Here is a 16795-nt window from a genome sequence, read left to right as displayed (position 1 = left end):
TGGCCGACGGTCAATCCTGCCCAAGCTCTTATTTATCGAGTTGGATTGACATCGAAGATAATTTTCACAGAGCATTACCACTTCCACTTTACCATACTATCCTGATAGAGACAAGAAAAAAACGATTCAGAAAATCTGAACCGTCTTTTAGATATCGTCTAAAGTATCCTGCAACCAATTCAGTTGGGCACGATTTCGAGCAATTGCTCGATTTAGAATCAAGTATCTTCCGAAATTCTCGCGAATCGCTTCCTTATCAGAAAACAGGTGATTTTTCCGATCTTCTAGATGGCGCAAATGCTTGTCAACCAGCTCAATCTGGCCTTCCAATAAAACTGGAATCCGTCTATCATTGCGGTTGCGAATGAAGAACAATTTCAAGGAGAAAATATCTTTCTGCTGCGGTGTGTCTTCATTTGGGACAGACAACCACTCATCTAAGATTTTCATTCCCTCTTCGGTCATCGCATACTGCTTTTCCTTATCGTTACCAGGTACTGGATGACAGGTAATCCATTGGTCGCTGGTCATCCGCTTCAACTCTGGATAGACTTGACTATGGGCTACTTGCCAAAATTCTCCCAAATCACGCTGGACGAACTCTGTTATTTGTTTTCCTGTTACCATACTATCACTGGAAGCCATAATCCCTAAAATGATATTGGGCAACACTCTCTGCTTCGGCATCTTAACCACGCTCTCTCAAAATACTCTCCACCTTGGTATTTATCAAGTCAATAGCCACGACATTGGAAACCCCCTCAGGGATGACAATGTCGGCATAACGTTTGGTTGGCTCGATAAATTGGTGATACATAGGTTTCACTACCGAGGTGTATTGATCAATAATACTATCCAAACTCCGCCCGCGTTCTAACATGTCTCTCTTGATCCGACGAATAATACGAATGTCATCGTCTGTATCCACAAAAATTTTAATATCCATCAAATCGCGAAGACGCTGATCCTCAAGTACCAAGATTCCTTCTACAATAAAGACATCTTGAGGGTCTTGACGATAGGTTTTGTCAGAACGAGTGTGTTGGGTATAGTCATAAATCGGAATGTCCACTGCTCGACCTGCTAACAGTTCTCCTATATGATAAATCATGAGATCTGTGTCAAAAGCCAGTGGATGGTCGTAATTGGTTAAGATACGTTCTTCAAATGTCAGGTGAGATTGATTCTTATAGTAAGAATCATGTTCAATCATTGAAATTCGTGCATCAGGAAAATTATCCAAGATCGCGCGAGACACACTGGTCTTGCCGCCGCCCGATCCACCTGTTACGCCAATAATAATCGGTTTCTGTGTCATATCAACTCCTTCTCTTATCAATACTATTTTAACACGAAACGTGCTATAATGAAAAGAATAACACATAAAGAAATGAGATTTTATGCTTAAATTTGGAATTATTGGAACTTCATCCATTTCTCATGAATTTATTAAAGCGGCTCAAAAAAGTCAAGCCTATCAACTAAGCGCCGTCCTGTCTAGAAATATCGAGACCGCCAGAAATTTTTCTGCTCCTTATGAAAATGTAATTTTATACACAGGTATGCAAGAGTTTCTGGCATCGGACTTGGACCTGGTTTATATCGCCAGTCCCAATTCCCTTCATTTTGAACAGGCCAAGGCCGTGCTGGAGGCTGGTAAACATGCCATTGTCGAAAAAACCATGGTATCACGGCCTGATGAATTGGCTAGGCTGAGACAAATAGCCAAGGAAAAAGGTATCTTTCTCTTTGAAGCAGCCCGTAATTACCAGGAAGAGGCATTTGCCATTATTCGTGACTTCCTGGCTGATCAGACTATTTTGGGTGGCTACTTTGGCTATGCCAAGTATTCATCAAAAATGCCTGAGTTGCTGGCTGACCAGACACCCAATATCTTCTCGACAGATTTTTCAGGTGGGGCCCTCATGGATTTGGGTGTCTATACTCTCTATGCGGCTATCGGCTTGATTGGCACTCCCAAGTCTGCTCGCTACACAGCCCAGCAATTGCCGTCCAGCTTGGATTTGAACGGTAGTGGACAACTCATTTATGATGACTTCTTCGTGACCATTCAGGCTGGAAAAAATGTGACCAGTGACCTGCCAAGCGAAATCTATACAGCGGATGGTACCTTGGTCCTGGATGGTTGCCAACGGATCAGCTCTGCTATTTTCAAAAAACACGACGGTAGCCAAATTGCCCTGCCTGTCCAAGTAGCTCCGCACCCCATGCTGGAGGAGGCGGTCAACTTTGCTCGGGTCATCAGGGAGCAAAACCATGAACTGGCGGACCAGTGGCTGGATGTGGCCCAGGCCGTCCACCAAACTCTTTACACCATGCGCAAGGACGCAGGAATCACCTTTAAGGCGGATACGATATGAAAACCAACTTCCCAACTAGCTGGCTGGACCAGCTGACACAGGCCGGATTTGAAGACTTCACTCCGGTTCAAACCCAGGCTTTCGAGCCTATCAAAAATGGACAGTCCCTGCTGGCTATCAGCCCAACAGGCACCGGCAAGACCCTGGCCTATCTCTGGCCTAGTTTGCTGGCCTTGACGCCAAAAAAAGCCCAACAATTGCTGATTTTAGCACCAAATACAGAACTAGCTGGACAAATTTTTGATGTCTGCAAGACCTGGTCGGAGACGATCGGCCTCACTGCCCAGCTCTTTTTGTCTGGCTCCAGTCAAAAGCGCCAGATTGAGCGACTGAAAAAAGGACCTGAAATCCTTATCGGAACGCCCGGTCGGATTTTTGAGCTCATCAAGCTGAAAAAAATCAAGATAATGAATGTTAACACCATTATCCTAGATGAATTTGACCAGCTTTTTAGCGATTCCCAGTACCATTTCGTGGAAAAAATTATCAACTACGTCCCTCGGGACCACCAGTTGGTCTATATGAGTGCGACAGCCAAGTTTGACCGGGAAAAGATTGGTCCTGATGTACTGACCTTGGACCTGTCCGAGAAGAAATTGGACAATATCCAGCATTGCTACATGATGGTGGACAAGCGAAATCGTCTGGAAGTCCTTCGCAAGTTTGCCAATATCCCTGATTTCCGAGCCCTTGCCTTCTTCAACAGCCTATCGGACCTGGGTGCTAGCGAGGATAAGTTGCTCTACAACGGTGCCAATGCTGTTTCGCTGGCATCTGATGTCAACGTCAAGTTCCGCAAGGTTATCATCAAGCGGTTCAAAAAACATGAAATCAACCTCTTGCTGGCTACAGATATGGTAGCGCGTGGGATTGACATCGATAATCTGGAATGCGTCCTCAACTTCGAGGTTCCCTTTGACCAGGAGGCCTATACCCACCGAGCAGGTCGTACCGGTCGTATGGGCAAGGAGGGCTTGGTTATCACCCTGGTATCCAGCCCAAGCGAGCTCAAACAGTTGAAAAAATACGCCCAAGTACAAGAAGTCATCCTGAAACAACAGGAATTGTATAAGGTCTAAGAACTAAGCTATAATAAACAGTTACTCCCTAGCCAGATTGAAGCTAGGGAGTTTTGGTTATTTCCACAGAATGCTGATTAATATCAGGCTTAATCCTGCAACGATGTTCAGATAGGGATTGCCATACAGTGGACTCACTGCAATGAGAAAGAAACCAACCGAGAGCAAAAATGGATGTTTATTTTTCTTAAACATTATTCTGTTCCAGCCTTCACCTTGTTTGCTGAAATAACAAACGGTGTCCAGATCAGGAAGGCAATGAAGAGGTTGAAGAGTGATACAAGGGCTGCCATCACATTACCACCAGTTGCCAAGTAAGCATACAAGCCTGGAGGTGTAATCCATGGAACCGCTAAGAAGACAGGCGGAATCAAGCCCATAGAGGTCGCTAGATAGGCAATTGTTGCACAAACAGGCGGTACAATCAACCATGGAATAACAAAGAGTGGGTTCAGTACCATTGGAATACCAAATGTGATTGGTTCGTTGATATTAAAGATTCCCATTGGTGTTGAAAGACGAGCTACTGTTTTATATTCTTCTCGTTTAGAGAAAATGAAGATGGCGAGGATGAGCGCCAATGTAACCCCTGAACCACCCATTTGAGCGTAGGCATCAAAGGAACCACGAGTCCATAACCATGGTAAGTCTGCCGCGCTTCTTGTCGCTTCATAAACGGCAGTATTCTCATTGAGGGCAACCCCGTAGATACCATCCATAACTGGTGCCAAAACGTTGTGACCATGTAAGCCAAAGAACCAGAAAAGCTGAACCAAGAAGGTAAGCAAAATAACTGAGCCAATACCTTGAGATAGACCCATCAATGGCATCTGGATATAGGTTGAAATCACATCACTCAAGGCTTGACCAGTCGCAGCGTAGACTGCATAAGCCAAGATTGAAGATGCGTAAATAGCTGCTGTACCAGGGATGATGGCTACAAAGGCTTTGTTTACCGCAGGCGGTACTGTATCTGGTAACTTGATAGTAATATTCCGTTTTACCAGACTGGCATAGACAAATGTTGATAGGAAGCCAATGAAGAGGGCGGTGAAAAGACCGGTAGCTCCCGCATATTTCAAAGCAATGGCTCCCCATTCACTTGTTTCAAGTACAGATGCACCATCATTTGTTGCTATTGTCAGCCCCAAGTCTTTCAAAGCTGTTATAACTGAATTATCTAGTCCATCGAGAGCTGTGGAGATTGTCAAGCTCTGTGGCATAGTAGAAATAAAGGAAGCAAAGGAAATCAAACCACCTGCCAAAGGGTTGACCTTGTGCATATTAGACAAATTGTAGCCTAAGGCAAATGAGAAAACGAGGGCCATTATACCAATGGTACCAAAATAGACATAACCATTGACATTTATCAGTGGTTGCATAGCCTCTGCAAAGCCAGTCCACCCCATATTATTTGGGATGTCCCTCAGAAAAACATTGAGCAAGACTGCTACTGAACCGGCCATGGTAACTGGCATCATAGAAATAAAGGAATCTCGAATCGCAACTAAATGCCTTTGCGAGCCGATTTTCCCAGATATTTCCATAAACTTATCAGAAATATTTGACATAATCTGTCTCCTTTTTATTTTTTTCTTCCGCTTTAAACGGTTTTGTGACAAATTTGTTAACAAAGAAAATCAAATCATGATTCATTCCTAAAAATAGTCTTTTGCAGAAAACCTACCTCTATGAAACTAGTGGGCAAATGATTTGATTTCTGAAAAATATTATCCGGCTTCTTGTGTGGCATAACGAACCAAGGCATCTAATTGTGCCTCTGTCTGCCGTTCTAGACTTTTTGCCATCAATTTTTCCATCAGGAAATAATTAGCCTTGGTAAAAAAATCCGCAGCTTCCACTCCATAAGAATACTGAATACTGGTATGTCCCTTATCTACAGGAGTCAATTGATAGGTCATCGTTTCCTTGCCTCGATTAGATGAGAATCGAACAGAATAGAGGGATGGACTGGCCAACTCCAGCAGGGTGACTTGGACACTATGCTGATGTTTCTCGCCAAATCGTTTTTGGTAGGTTAAGCCAGCTACCAAGTCAACTTCCGCCGGCTCCTCACAAGTATTTTGTCGATAATCTTCTTTTAAGGACGTCACTATCGCCTCGAAAAGTCGATCAATAGAAACCGGATAAGTTTTTGTGATTTCCATTCCTCCTCCTTTCTATATACCCGCAGATGGCTCTGTAGCATTGTTTAGCTGTCCAATCGTTCGTACAAACTAACAATCTCTTTGGCCATATCAATGAAGGTAATGGCATTCATCAGATGGTCTTGACCATGCACCATGAGCAAGGATACCTCAACAGATTGTCCACCTGCTTCCTGAGCCAACAGACTTGTTTGTGACTTGTGGGCAATATTCAAGGAATCATTGGCCTGTTCAAGCTTTGCATGCGCATCTGCAAATTCGCCTTTTTTAGCAGCCTGAATGGCTTGGACAGCCAAGCCTTTGGCATCACCACCATACATGATTAAACCCATAATGGATTCTAAATTGCCTGAAGAATTCATATTATTCTCCCATTAACTTTAGCGCGGCATCTAAAACATTAGCACCATTCATAACACCATAGTCCATCATATTGATGGAATCCACCTTGATACCTGGCTCAAATTTTCCTTTGTATTCATTCAAGAGGAATTTGACCTGTGGTCCTAATAAGAGAACATCAATTTCCTTTTGAGCCACTTCGGAATCAGCTTCAGAAACAGGAACCGCCCAAATAGTAGCTTCAAGACCTTTTTCCTCTGCTGCTTTTTGCATCTTAGTTACCAACATACTTGTTGACATACCTGCATTACATACTAACATAATGTTTTTCATTATCTTTTCCTCCTATTTCTGTTTTTGTATTAAGGGAATAAAAATAGTTACTAATTCATCATAGGTTGGATTGTTCAACAACCGTTTTTGTAGGTCTTTGTCTTTGACAAACTCGACCAGACAGGGGGATATATATTTTATGTGAGAATTTCGCCCCGTTGAAGGGGATAGTAAGAATACAAAATGAACGATTCCCTCCTCACCCCAACGGATACCTTCTTTAGAAATACCTACTACAATCTGTTCTGAATAGCTCATTGCTACCGCAGGATGAGGGAAGGCCAACGTTTCTTCAAATACTACAGAGCTATAGGTCTCCCGCAGATGAACCTGGTCTAAAAATATTTCTACAAAACCTGGCTGACTAGCTTCATTCAGCTTCATTGTCAACTCTTCCAACAGGGTCATTCGTTCCCTATTTTCATCGACTACCACAATCCGACTCGGTCCAAAGACCGCCTCAGCAATCTGACGCGCTTGAGCATGGTCCATATTTTCCCCATGTTCCTCACCCATCGAAAAGGTCAAACCTTGTTGCAAATGTTGCTTTATCTTTGCGACATCCTCTCCGGATAGAAAAACGGAAACCGTGATAACCGGTGTCATAAAGATAAGATTGGATAGACTGACAGATGAGATAATCAACTCAATATCAGACAATCGCTCCTCGGTCACCTCGTAATAGCTGACCACATCTACAATTTCTATACTTGAAGAAAATTCTTTCTCCAGCCGATTTTTCAACATCAAGGCACTACCGACACCTGTTGAGCAAACGACCAATACCTTTGTCTTTCGCTGTGGATTGTACCGTTCAACTGCCGCCATCAAGTGCAGGGAAAGATAAGCCCATTCATCATCTGAAACTTTATAACCTTGAAAGAGGGGCATTTGTCCAAAGACCTCCTTTGTGAGGTCAAAGACTTCCGCATAATCCCTACGAATCTCCTCCGTCAATGGATTATCCAAGACAATCCCATTTTCCAGTCGGATTTTTAGGGGTAACATGTGGGCTAGAATTCCTTTAAACAACTGCTGATCGGCAGAAAGTTCTAAACCGATCTTACGAGACAAATGGAGCAAACTATCTTGAATTTGCTGTCTCAAGGCCACTTCTGCCTGGTCTATTTTGGCCAGATTTTCCGTCAGCTTAACCTTCAAATGAAGGGCAATATAATTTGCTTCTTCCTCAGGAATCAATAGGTCAAAGGCTCCTTCAATTTTCCTGAGAATTTTTTGGGCAACCTGATATTCCTTAGAGCGACTAATTTGTTCTGAAATGGGAAAGCGTTCAATTGCAGAGCCAGCCCGCATCCGCTGCAACATCAGGGCGATATGAAGGACCAAATTTTGCAATACAAAATCTGATAGACGAAGACTTGCATCCCGACATTCATCAATCACAATCCTCATAATTTCTGTGAAATTGATGGATGGAAGGAGGTTATTCTCAACGAGTCCATATAAGGTTTTCCCTAGCTGTTCGCTGAAAAAATAATCCATGATAAAATGCCGAATCGCCGTCTCTTTACCAGTGATTTCTAAACCTGCTTTTGTCATATTTAATTCGATATCGTAGGATGACAATAGGTTTCGGATATCAACAATCACCGAGTGCAGGGTTGTTTTACTGATAAATAAGTCCCTTTCCAATTCCGCCAATGTTGGCGACTGTCCTTCAAACAAGAGCTTATTGAGCACAAATCTCTGCCTGTCCACAGCTTCTTCCACCGAATGAAGATTGGTCAGCTGCCTTTTGGAAGAAAGGGAGGATTGCCAAAAGGTTTCAAATGCACGAGAATCATCCACTTGCAGATGATAACCGAGACCAGGCTTTGATAGCAATTGACTCCCGCTATTTTGTAGCGAAGCCGTTAACTGCTTCAGATAGGTTCTAGCCGTACGGTCGCTAATATGCAGCTGCTGAGCAATTTCCAAACTAGAAACGTAATCATCTGGATGGTCGATTAGAAATTCTAATAATCGAATCTCCTTTTTTGATAGCATCTCGTCCTCCTTTCCAAACTTAAAATCTGTATTCAAAAGCCCTGTAGCTCTATAGATTTATAATAACATACACACAAGAAATTGACTATTCTTCTTTTTTCCTTAGCATTGATGAAAGATTGCGACTAAACTACTTTTAAGCGAAAGGCCTGCCATGGCTTCAAAAAGGAAACCAACGGCCAATCCTCAGGATGTATGGTTCCAACGATATTTGCCTTAGTGGATAGCTCCAGTTCCTTAATGACAATGTGGAGTTCTCCTTTGTAGCGACCGTAGAGGTCATTATCAATGATGACAGTTCCGGCTTCTACCTTGCGATATCCATCTGTCTGAGCAGGAATAGAGTTATCTTTATATACAATTCGTGGCATGGTTGAACGAATAACATAAGCAGAGATATCCCCACGATAATTGTGACTAAAATCAATAATCTCTCTCTCAATATCGGTCACGTGTTCTGCCAATTGCACTCTGAAAGTCAGAACATCTTCATCGAGCACCTCTTGAATAGACTCTAATTCTTCTTCTATCACGAACTGATTGGAAATCAATACCCAATCAATCAAACCAGTCGCTTTTATCCACGCAATTTGACGAGCTAATTCTTGATGACGGTGTTCTTCTAGAGTTGGTAACCCTTCAGACAAGGGCCATGGGCCCTCTGTTGCAGTCTGCGAGGAGACAAAGGCTGCCGATGTAATCCCCTCTTGTCTATAAAACTCTGACATTTCGAGAAAGTAATCTTCCGAAAGTGCCGTATATTCATGGGGATAAAAATTATGACAGGCAATTATATTCTCTCTATTAGCTCCTGCTTGCAAGAGATTTGTCAATAATCTCTTATCTGTACTCATGTTCAACTCAATTTTCAGCTGATAAGGATTTTGTGTCAGAGAAACAATTTCTTCCAAGGGCAGAGCTTCATCCAAGCGAATCCCTGCAACTCCGAATGCATGCGCTTTTTCAATAAGGGAATCTTTCCAACCACAGGATTCAATGAAGCCTGGACTGATATCTGCAATCACTAGCATCCCCTTTTGGTTGGCATAGGAAATAACTGAACGATACAGGTCAAACACCTCGGAATTATCTGGCCCAATCTGGAGCAAGCTGATAAAAATCCTCCTTGCACCATATCGTTCCATCAAATCGATGTAGCTCTGACATTTCTCCAAGCCATGTCGCTCCGGATAGATTGAAAATCCAAAGTTTGTCATATTCCCCCTCCTACCTACTAAAGCCGTTGGCTTGACTGACTTCCTTAAACCAATAACCTGATTTTTTGATGATTCTCTTTTGAGTGCTCAAATCCAGCTCAACCAAGCCATATCTATTTTTATAAGCATTTAACCAAGACCAGCAGTCAATAAAGGTCCAAAGCATGTAACCCTTACAATTGGCGCCTTCTTGAATGGCTCGATGTAGCTCAATCAAATGGTCTTGAATAAATTCAATCCGATAATCATCCTGAATATAGCCATCCTCTTTGAAGGCCTCTTCTCCTTCCACGCCCATGCCGTTTTCCGTGACCAGCCAAACGATATTGCCATAGTCCTTTTTCAAATTCATGGCAATGTCATAAAGGCCGCGTTCATAGATTTCCCAGCCACGGTGAGGGTTGATTTTCTTGCCAGGCATATCATAAGAGGCAAAGAAATGTTCCGTCGTCAACAAGTCACCCTCCTCAAAGATTACTTTCGGAGCCTGTACTCGGAGAGGCTGATAGTAGTTGACTCCAAGGAAATCAACCGTATTTTCCCTGATGATAGCAAGTTCCTCTTCTGTAACATCTGGTCTGAGCCCGTATTCATCGATAATGGCTACCAATTCTTCTGGGTAGGCCCCCAATACAGACGGATCCAAAAAGCTCTTGGTCTGGAAAAGTTCGGCAATGCGGGCAGCTTTCTGGTCTTCAGGACTGTCACTCCTTGGGTAGGCAGGAGTCAGATTGAGCACAATAGAAATCTGATGGTCTGGATGCAATTCATGACAGGCCTTGACTGCCAAGGAGCTGGCTAATTGAGTATGGTAAGCCACCGCTACTGCAGCCTTAGCATCAACTTTACAGGGATAATGGTAGGAGCCCAAATAGCCACACTCTACCGGCACAATCGGCTCATTGAAGGTCACCCAGTGGTCAACCAAATCCCCAAATAATTCAAAACATTTCCGAGCGTAGGCTTCATAGGCCCAAACCGTTTCCTTGGATTCCCATCCTCCTTTTTCCTGCAAAGCATAAGGTAGGTCAAAATGATAGAGATTGACCAGCAACTTGACACCCAAGGCATTGACCTGCTGAAAAACATCCCGGTAAAATTCCACAGCCCTTGGATTGACCTGACCGACACCGTCCGGGATTAAACGTGACCACTGGATAGATGGCCGAAAAATCGTATGCCCCGTTTCTTTCAAAAGCTCAATATCGGTCTGATAGTTTTTATAAAAAGTGGAGGTCACATCCGGACCAATCTGCCCATGGAAACGCTCCGGCTCAATCCCAAACCAGTAGTCCCAGTTGTTCAAGCCCTTTCCGTCACCTGGCTCTATCCCCTCACTCTGTGGACCAGAGGTGGATGAACCCCAGAGAAATCCTTCTGGAAATTGATAAAATGTCCTTTGTTCTGTCATTATACATTCCTTTCTGCTTGGATGGCTTCAATGCTGGATGCAAATTGCGGTAAATAATCCGCATGTGCAAGCAATAGGTCTTTTAATAATTCTTCTGCTTTAGGCCCGTTGGCAATCAAGGGATTGAGATAGAAGGCTTGCAAGAGCAAGTCATAATCACCTGTCACCGCAGCTTCTACCGTTGCTAATTCCATCTCCTTCATCAGCTTCAAATAAGCAGTCACCAGAGGTGGACTTGGCGGACAGCCGAGCGGAATAGCCCCATGAGCTGTAATAATAGCAGTCACCTCCACAACACAATTTTCTGGTAGATAAGGAATCACACCCCGATTGACCGTCGAAACGGTTAACTCCTGGTGGCTGTCATTGTAAATAGCTACAATCAACTGGCAGGCAATGTCGCTGTAATAAGCTCCGCCCCGTTTCTCCAACTGCTTGGGCTTTTCTTGTAAATGAGGGTCGGCATAGAGCTGGAACAATTCCTTTTCTACCTCTTGGACCACTGCGGCACGCACCCGCCCAGCCTGGTATTGCTGGAGGGCATCATCCAACATCTCATTTTCCAAAAAATAATAGCGGTGATAGTCACACGGCAGCAGGCCAATTGTCCGAAGTAAGTCAATTGAAAATTCCAGATTACTGATATTTTTCACCACATCTGCTGGACGGCTTGCCTGATCCCCATAGAGTTTCTCCATCACTTCCATGGTCCGATTTTTTCCAAAACGGTCCCAAACCTGATGAAAATGAAAATGATTCAAACCGATATGGCTGGTCATAGCCTCAGATTCCTGAAGACCAAGTACCTCTGCGGCAGCTTTCTTTTGCCCAATCGGAATATTGCATAGACCTATCACCTTTTCCCACCCCAGGTAATTGACAATAGCCTCCGTCACCATACCAGCAGGATTCGTAAAGTTAATCAGCCAGGCATCTGGACAGAGCTCTTTCATATCAGCAATGATGCTCTTATAGGCTTGAATGGTCCGCAGAGCCTTAAAAATACCTCCAGCTCCGTTAGTCTCTTGACCTAAAAATCCATGACTGAGAGGAATGGCTTCATCCAAGTATCGCGCCTGCAATTGACCGACCCGAAATTGAGAGGTCACAAAATCTGCATTTTTTAGAGCGCTTCTCCTATCCAAGGTCGCATGAATTTCCCAGTCAAGACCAGCTTTTTTGACCATGCGCTTGGCAAGTTCTACCACGATTTCCAATTTTTCTCGGCCATCTTCGATGTCTACAAACCACCATTCTTTGATAGGTACCTCGGTATGTCTTAGAATCATTCCTTCTACCAGTTCCGGTGTATAGCTTGAGCCACCACCTATTGTTACGAGTTTGACCATAGGCATTATCCTCCATTTTACTCTTACTAAAAGTATACTCTTAATATACTGGATTTGTAAACGGTTTCCAAGACCAAACTTTTCCTTTTCCCTACGGAAAATCCTTGGGTTCTGGGCAAAGAAAAACCTATGCTCATGGTGAACATAGGTTAGATATGATCTTATTTAAGCGCCGGGTCCGGCATCAAATTGATTGTAATAAATCAATTGAGGATTTAGTTCTTGCCCCAGTAATTCACTAGAAGTCACCAACTTGAAGCCTTGGCTCGCAAAATACTGGAGCGTTGGTTCGACACTTTCTACACTGGTAGGATGGATATCGTGGAGCAAAACGATAGATCCAGGAATCGTATTGGCCTTAATGGTTTCCAGAATGACCGCAGGATTCCGGCTGGACCAGTCATTGGAATCCACTGACCAATAGATAATGGGCATATTAATGATATTCATGGTCGCTTGATTGACTGCTCCGTACGGCGGCCGCATGAGCTTGGGCTTGTAGCCCAGAATCTTTTCCAGAGCAGCCTGGGTGTCACCAACTTCTGACTGAACAGCCTCTGGACTGATGCCTGTTAACTTCGGATGGTTCCAGGTATGGTTACCAATTTCATGACCTTCTGCCACCATTCGCTGGATAATATCCTCATTACCAGCAATATTTTTCCCTAAAATAAAGAATGTTGCCTTAACATTGTATTTCTTCAAAATATCCAAAATCTTTGGTGTCGTCTGGCGGTTGGGACCGTCGTCAAAGGTCAGAGCAATCCGTTTTTGATTGGCCAATTCTTCTTTTTCCTTTTGGTACTTGTCGTAGTTTTCCTGATCTGTGACTGTCAAATGATGGCCGGACAAGCAATCATAGAGGTCTGAGATAGAAATGGCTAGGGTCTCCACTTGATAGCCTTCTGGCAGGTTTAACAGAAACTGACTCTCTCGGTAGCTGAAGGATAGATTTTCCACCTCTTCCTGGCCAAATTTCTGGAGAAGCTGGTCGATTTCTGCCTGCTCCATACCTTGACTAGCCAATTCTCTCTGCAGGTGAGATGAGACAATGGCACGAAAAACTCCCTGGTCCTCAACCAAATGTTTCAAACTAAAAACCTCTTGCTCCGCTGTCAGTAAAATCTGCTCCACATCCTGTTTTTTCTGAGAAACCAACTTGGTTCCCCGTACCTTGTAAGGCCTTGTTCGAATCCGATAAGCTATGATGTCTTTGTACTCAGAGTTTTCCTTATCCACACTGAAAAAATGCAGTCCTGTCGTTCTAGATTGAGGCCCTTCCTGGCCGAATTGCTTTTTCACCAGTGCTAGGACCTCCTTCTGAATCACCGAAATCGGATTCCCAGCTTCATCTTCTGGAATGGCAACTTGAACAAATTCTGAACCGATTTTCCCAGCCTGACGATAGACATTGCTTTCCTTGGAATAGTTTAATTTTAGCTGTTTGACGTCATCTCTCAAGGCCTGTTCCTGGTATTTTCCATAAGCAAAGACCAACATGCCAAGGCACACTAAAAAAAGAATGCTATTGACAACCAACAGCGCAACATTTTGTTTTCTCATACAAGTAAATCTCTTTCATAGATATATATAACTATCATAGTATAAAAACGACTTTTTTTCAATCAATATTCGGTTTCTGAAAACAGTTACATAAAATAAAAAAGAGCCGAACTTTTTCGACTCCTTTTCATCTCTTAGTCTGCGCGGATAACTTCCACACGGTAGCCATCTGGATCCGTTACAAAATAGTATCGTCCTGGATTGCCTGGTAGTCCACTGAGGTCTGTCGTTGGATAGCCAAGCGCCTTGTGCTTAGCATTGTCCCCTTCCAAATCATCTGAAGAGAGAGCCAGGTGTGAAAAACCATCCCCAACCACATAAGGACCATGATCGTAATTATAAGTCAATTCAATCTCAAACTCATCACCTGGAAGTGCCAAATACACCAAGGTAAACTTGTGGTCCGGATAATCCTTACGACGGGTTTCTTTAAATCCAAAGGCTTCTTCGTAGAACTTTTGAGAAGCTTCTAAGTTTTCAACACGCAAACAAGCGTGCAACATTTTTTTACTTGCCATGTTAGACTCCTTTTATTTGATACTTAAATTCTATCATAGAATACATGAAAAATCTGATATCTGATATGAAAAGTGGACCATCACAAGGACGGTCCACCTTATATAGTTGATGCTCAATTCCTATTGCCCCTGAGACCAATGGTCATGAACACTCCCTATCAACTATATTTTCTTTTGCGAGCTGCAAATCCTAGAAGACCCAGAGCTGTAAGACCAATGAGAGAAAAGCCTGATTGACTATCTCCGGTATTTGGCAAGCTAGCAGATTCTGATTGAGTTGCTGAAGCTGGACTTACTGACCCAGTTGGAACTGAGAGTTCAGAAGTTGAAACCGGTTCTGGACTAGCTACTGTTGAAGTAGTAACAGGTGCAGCTGGTACTTTGAACTCAAAGGCTGGCAGATAGTGATAAGCCGGTTCCCCTTTTTCCGTTACCAATTCGTCTTCAGCAATTGGGTAAGAAGCTGGATCTGCATAGTCTGTACCTGCTTGAAGTTCTGCTTCATTGCTGAATCCATCTTGATCATCATCGGCTGCTAGATCAAAGGCAGGAACTTCATGGTAGGCTGTCTCAAGCTTATCAGTCACCAATTCTTCTTCAACGACTGCTGCTGGCGCCATAACAGTCAACTCATTACCAAATACATAGCCACCCACACTTGATAGCCAGTTAATCTTGATGTAGCGAGTAACGGTCCCCTCTGGTAGAAGAGCAGCTTTTTCGTTAGCATTACGAAGCCAGGTTGTTGGTTCACCGACTGCTTGCTATGTCTCACCATCTTGACTAATTTCAAGGCTCAATCCAGTAATATTTCCATTACCAGCGTTATCGCGAGGACGATAAATTAGGTGATCGACAGCTGTACTTTCTCCCAAATCAATAACTAGACTTGACGGAACAGCACGATTATTGTTCCAATCACTATGGTAAAGTGTATTATCATCACCATCGTAAAGATTGGTTAATGGTTCATTTGCTTGTTCTGCCGTGCTTGCAGTTGCATTGACAATTGCTACTTTCAAGCTTGGCTCTTTAGCAATTGTATCGGTTTCGAGAACCTCAGATGCTTCTGAAGAACCTAGTGGATTACGGGCTGTCACACGGTATCGATAACTTGTGGTTGGCAAAAGATTGTGCACATCAAAGTGAGCACTTTCTGTCTGACCAATCGCAACCGAAGCCATACCGACAGTAAAACGTCGAATAGAAAAACGTTGCCGCTTATCAAATAGTTGCTTTGAAATTTATTCATTTAACATAGACCTCTCTTTTTTATTATATTAATTATATTGTGTTCACTTTTGATGCATCCTCCTAAACCTACATCATCCATATTGGAACGCTTACAAAAAGAGTCTTTCATTGAATGATTTTAATTGCAAGCATTTTGTGGATATCTCCACTTGATAATTTATTGATATACGAATTCAGTTGTCATACAAACATAGTTATAAGTTGTGATAATTCTATCCGAGCATCAAAAAACACCTAGACCGAAGTCCAGGTGTCCAACCAATTACGCTTCCAAGTAGTACTCTTTCACGATGTTGAGGTTTTCGTCCAATTCGAACACAAGTGGTGGGAAGTTAGGGATTTCCACATCCATGATTTCATCGTCAGACAGTTGCTTGATGTGTTTTACAAGGGCACGGATAGAGTTACCGTGTGCACCTACGAAGACATTTTTGCCATCTTTCAAGGCTGGAGCAATCTTGTCTTCCCAGAATGGAAGAGCGCGCTCAAGCGTTACTTTTAAGTTTTCAGCATCTGGGATAACTGAGCCATCAAGGTGAGCATAACGACGGTCAGTGTGTGCTGAATGCTCATCGTCTTTTGCCATTTCTGGTGGCAATACATCGTATGAACGACGCCAGATGTGTACTTGCTCATCACCATATTCAGCAGCAGCTTCAGCCTTGTTTTTACCTGTTAAACCACCGTAGTGACGCTCGTTCAAACGCCATGATTTTTCAACTGGTACCCACAATTGATCTGCAGCTTCAAGAGCCAAGTTTGTTGTCTTGATCGCACGTTTCAATACTGAAGTGAAGGCCAAGTCAAACTCGATACCAGCTTCTTTGATCAATTTACCAGCGTCGATTGCTTGTTGTGTACCTTTGTCAGACAAATCAACATCAGCCCAACCAGTGAAAAGGTTAGCTTTGTTCCATTCAGACTCACCGTGGCGAGCAAAAACCAATTTTACCATTAATGGATTCTCCTTTTTATTTTGAGGTTTCCCTCTTATACTTCTCTATTTTACACGAATTGCGTAAAAAATGCTAGTTTTTCCACAAGCTGTTTACGCTTTCATTATTTTTTCTTGAAAATTCAGCCCTCAGACCTATCCTTTGTACCTTTGTCAATGATGTGAGACCAAAAAGGTGATTTTGAAGTTATCCATTTGTTAAGCTTTACTAGGAGCTA

At 43.1% G+C, this 16795-nt stretch carries 17 protein-coding genes; 2 read left to right on the top strand and 15 right to left on the bottom strand.

The window, feature by feature from the left end; genetic code table 11:
• Positions 1–147: 147 nt before the first annotated feature.
• Both ACHBIF_RS05280 and udk read right to left on the bottom strand, forming a co-directional pair.
• Positions 148–687 carry a PadR family transcriptional regulator gene (locus ACHBIF_RS05280; RefSeq protein ID WP_172009443.1) on the bottom strand — a complete coding sequence of 180 codons (540 nt, stop codon included), beginning with the start codon at positions 685–687 and terminating at the stop codon, positions 148–150.
• Position 688: 1 nt separating this feature from the next.
• Complete coding sequence (gene udk / locus ACHBIF_RS05275; RefSeq protein ID WP_105123473.1) at positions 689–1318, bottom strand: uridine kinase; 630 nt, start codon at positions 1316–1318, stop codon at positions 689–691.
• Positions 1319–1400: 82 nt separating this feature from the next.
• Between udk and ACHBIF_RS05270 the strand changes: the two genes are divergently transcribed.
• Together ACHBIF_RS05270 and ACHBIF_RS05265 are read left to right on the top strand one after the other, a co-directional pair.
• Positions 1401–2381 carry a Gfo/Idh/MocA family protein gene (locus ACHBIF_RS05270; protein WP_105111259.1) on the top strand — a complete coding sequence of 327 codons (981 nt, stop codon included), beginning with the start codon at positions 1401–1403 and terminating at the stop codon, positions 2379–2381.
• On the top strand, positions 2378–3460 hold the full coding sequence (locus ACHBIF_RS05265) for a DEAD/DEAH box helicase (protein WP_172079793.1): 1083 nt from the start codon (positions 2378–2380) through the stop codon (positions 3458–3460). The genes ACHBIF_RS05270 and ACHBIF_RS05265 overlap by 4 nt, the downstream gene beginning before the upstream one ends.
• A 194-nt stretch (positions 3461–3654) precedes the next feature.
• Here the strand turns inward: ACHBIF_RS05265 and ACHBIF_RS05260 are convergent, their stop codons facing one another.
• The 13 genes from ACHBIF_RS05260 to ACHBIF_RS05200 all read right to left on the bottom strand — a co-directional run bounded on the left by ACHBIF_RS05260 (position 3655) and on the right by ACHBIF_RS05200 (position 16577).
• Complete coding sequence (locus tag ACHBIF_RS05260) at positions 3655–5031, bottom strand: PTS sugar transporter subunit IIC (protein ID WP_105111257.1); 1377 nt, start codon at positions 5029–5031, stop codon at positions 3655–3657.
• Positions 5032–5190: 159 nt separating this feature from the next.
• Complete coding sequence (locus ACHBIF_RS05255; protein WP_394719137.1) at positions 5191–5628, bottom strand: DUF3284 domain-containing protein; 438 nt, start codon at positions 5626–5628, stop codon at positions 5191–5193.
• Positions 5629–5672: 44 nt separating this feature from the next.
• Positions 5673–5990 carry a PTS lactose/cellobiose transporter subunit IIA gene (locus tag ACHBIF_RS05250; RefSeq protein ID WP_105111255.1) on the bottom strand — a complete coding sequence of 106 codons (318 nt, stop codon included), beginning with the start codon at positions 5988–5990 and terminating at the stop codon, positions 5673–5675.
• 1 nt (position 5991) lies between these two features.
• Positions 5992–6303 carry a PTS sugar transporter subunit IIB gene (locus ACHBIF_RS05245; RefSeq protein ID WP_105111254.1) on the bottom strand — a complete coding sequence of 104 codons (312 nt, stop codon included), beginning with the start codon at positions 6301–6303 and terminating at the stop codon, positions 5992–5994.
• 12 nt (positions 6304–6315) lie between these two features.
• Positions 6316–8310 (bottom strand): BglG family transcription antiterminator, encoded by a 1995-nt coding sequence (locus ACHBIF_RS05240; RefSeq protein ID WP_394719134.1) that lies wholly within the window; start codon positions 8308–8310, stop codon positions 6316–6318.
• 125 nt (positions 8311–8435) lie between these two features.
• On the bottom strand, positions 8436–9527 hold the full coding sequence (locus tag ACHBIF_RS05235; protein ID WP_394719132.1) for a DUF871 domain-containing protein: 1092 nt from the start codon (positions 9525–9527) through the stop codon (positions 8436–8438).
• Between the two features lie 10 nt (positions 9528–9537).
• Positions 9538–10938: a glycoside hydrolase family 1 protein gene (locus tag ACHBIF_RS05230; protein ID WP_394719130.1), complete on the bottom strand. Its 1401-nt coding sequence runs from the start codon at positions 10936–10938 to the stop codon at positions 9538–9540.
• Positions 10938–12293 carry a 6-phospho-beta-glucosidase gene (locus tag ACHBIF_RS05225; RefSeq protein ID WP_394719128.1) on the bottom strand — a complete coding sequence of 452 codons (1356 nt, stop codon included), beginning with the start codon at positions 12291–12293 and terminating at the stop codon, positions 10938–10940. The genes ACHBIF_RS05230 and ACHBIF_RS05225 overlap by 1 nt, the downstream gene beginning before the upstream one ends.
• A 159-nt stretch (positions 12294–12452) precedes the next feature.
• Positions 12453–13850, bottom strand: coding sequence for a polysaccharide deacetylase family protein (locus tag ACHBIF_RS05220; RefSeq protein ID WP_394719126.1), 1398 nt, complete (start codon positions 13848–13850; stop codon positions 12453–12455).
• Positions 13851–13984: 134 nt separating this feature from the next.
• Positions 13985–14368, bottom strand: coding sequence for a VOC family protein (locus ACHBIF_RS05215; RefSeq protein WP_105111248.1), 384 nt, complete (start codon positions 14366–14368; stop codon positions 13985–13987).
• Between the two features lie 158 nt (positions 14369–14526).
• Positions 14527–14988 carry an LPXTG cell wall anchor domain-containing protein gene (locus tag ACHBIF_RS05210; RefSeq protein ID WP_394719123.1) on the bottom strand — a complete coding sequence of 154 codons (462 nt, stop codon included), beginning with the start codon at positions 14986–14988 and terminating at the stop codon, positions 14527–14529.
• Between the two features lie 144 nt (positions 14989–15132).
• On the bottom strand, positions 15133–15612 hold the full coding sequence (locus ACHBIF_RS05205; protein WP_394719229.1) for a discoidin domain-containing protein: 480 nt from the start codon (positions 15610–15612) through the stop codon (positions 15133–15135).
• A 272-nt stretch (positions 15613–15884) separates the two neighbouring features.
• Positions 15885–16577 carry a phosphoglycerate mutase gene (locus ACHBIF_RS05200; RefSeq protein WP_105161274.1) on the bottom strand — a complete coding sequence of 231 codons (693 nt, stop codon included), beginning with the start codon at positions 16575–16577 and terminating at the stop codon, positions 15885–15887.
• Between the last annotated feature and the right edge of the window lie 218 nt (positions 16578–16795).

The organism is Streptococcus sp. A11, assembly GCF_043674225.1.
In the GTDB taxonomy this organism is placed as follows: Bacteria; Bacillota; Bacilli; order Lactobacillales; family Streptococcaceae; genus Streptococcus; species Streptococcus suis_V.
This window is presented reverse-complemented; position numbering and strand designations above follow the sequence as displayed.

Coding starts and splice junctions, on each gene's coding strand:
- ACHBIF_RS05280 (WP_172009443.1), bottom strand. CDS start 687: ATGCCGAAGCAGAGAGTGTTGCCCAATATCATTTTAGGGATTATGGCT.
- udk (WP_105123473.1), bottom strand. CDS start 1,318: ATGACACAGAAACCGATTATTATTGGCGTAACAGGTGGATCGGGCGGC.
- ACHBIF_RS05270 (WP_105111259.1), top strand. CDS start 1,401: ATGCTTAAATTTGGAATTATTGGAACTTCATCCATTTCTCATGAATTT.
- ACHBIF_RS05265 (WP_172079793.1), top strand. CDS start 2,378: ATGAAAACCAACTTCCCAACTAGCTGGCTGGACCAGCTGACACAGGCC.
- ACHBIF_RS05260 (WP_105111257.1), bottom strand. CDS start 5,031: ATGTCAAATATTTCTGATAAGTTTATGGAAATATCTGGGAAAATCGGC.
- ACHBIF_RS05255 (WP_394719137.1), bottom strand. CDS start 5,628: ATGGAAATCACAAAAACTTATCCGGTTTCTATTGATCGACTTTTCGAG.
- ACHBIF_RS05250 (WP_105111255.1), bottom strand. CDS start 5,990: ATGAATTCTTCAGGCAATTTAGAATCCATTATGGGTTTAATCATGTAT.
- ACHBIF_RS05245 (WP_105111254.1), bottom strand. CDS start 6,303: ATGAAAAACATTATGTTAGTATGTAATGCAGGTATGTCAACAAGTATG.
- ACHBIF_RS05240 (WP_394719134.1), bottom strand. CDS start 8,310: ATGCTATCAAAAAAGGAGATTCGATTATTAGAATTTCTAATCGACCAT.
- ACHBIF_RS05235 (WP_394719132.1), bottom strand. CDS start 9,527: ATGACAAACTTTGGATTTTCAATCTATCCGGAGCGACATGGCTTGGAG.
- ACHBIF_RS05230 (WP_394719130.1), bottom strand. CDS start 10,938: ATGACAGAACAAAGGACATTTTATCAATTTCCAGAAGGATTTCTCTGG.
- ACHBIF_RS05225 (WP_394719128.1), bottom strand. CDS start 12,293: ATGCCTATGGTCAAACTCGTAACAATAGGTGGTGGCTCAAGCTATACA.
- ACHBIF_RS05220 (WP_394719126.1), bottom strand. CDS start 13,850: ATGAGAAAACAAAATGTTGCGCTGTTGGTTGTCAATAGCATTCTTTTT.
- ACHBIF_RS05215 (WP_105111248.1), bottom strand. CDS start 14,368: ATGGCAAGTAAAAAAATGTTGCACGCTTGTTTGCGTGTTGAAAACTTA.
- ACHBIF_RS05210 (WP_394719123.1), bottom strand. CDS start 14,988: ATGGCGCCAGCAGCAGTCGTTGAAGAAGAATTGGTGACTGATAAGCTT.
- ACHBIF_RS05200 (WP_105161274.1), bottom strand. CDS start 16,577: ATGGTAAAATTGGTTTTTGCTCGCCACGGTGAGTCTGAATGGAACAAA.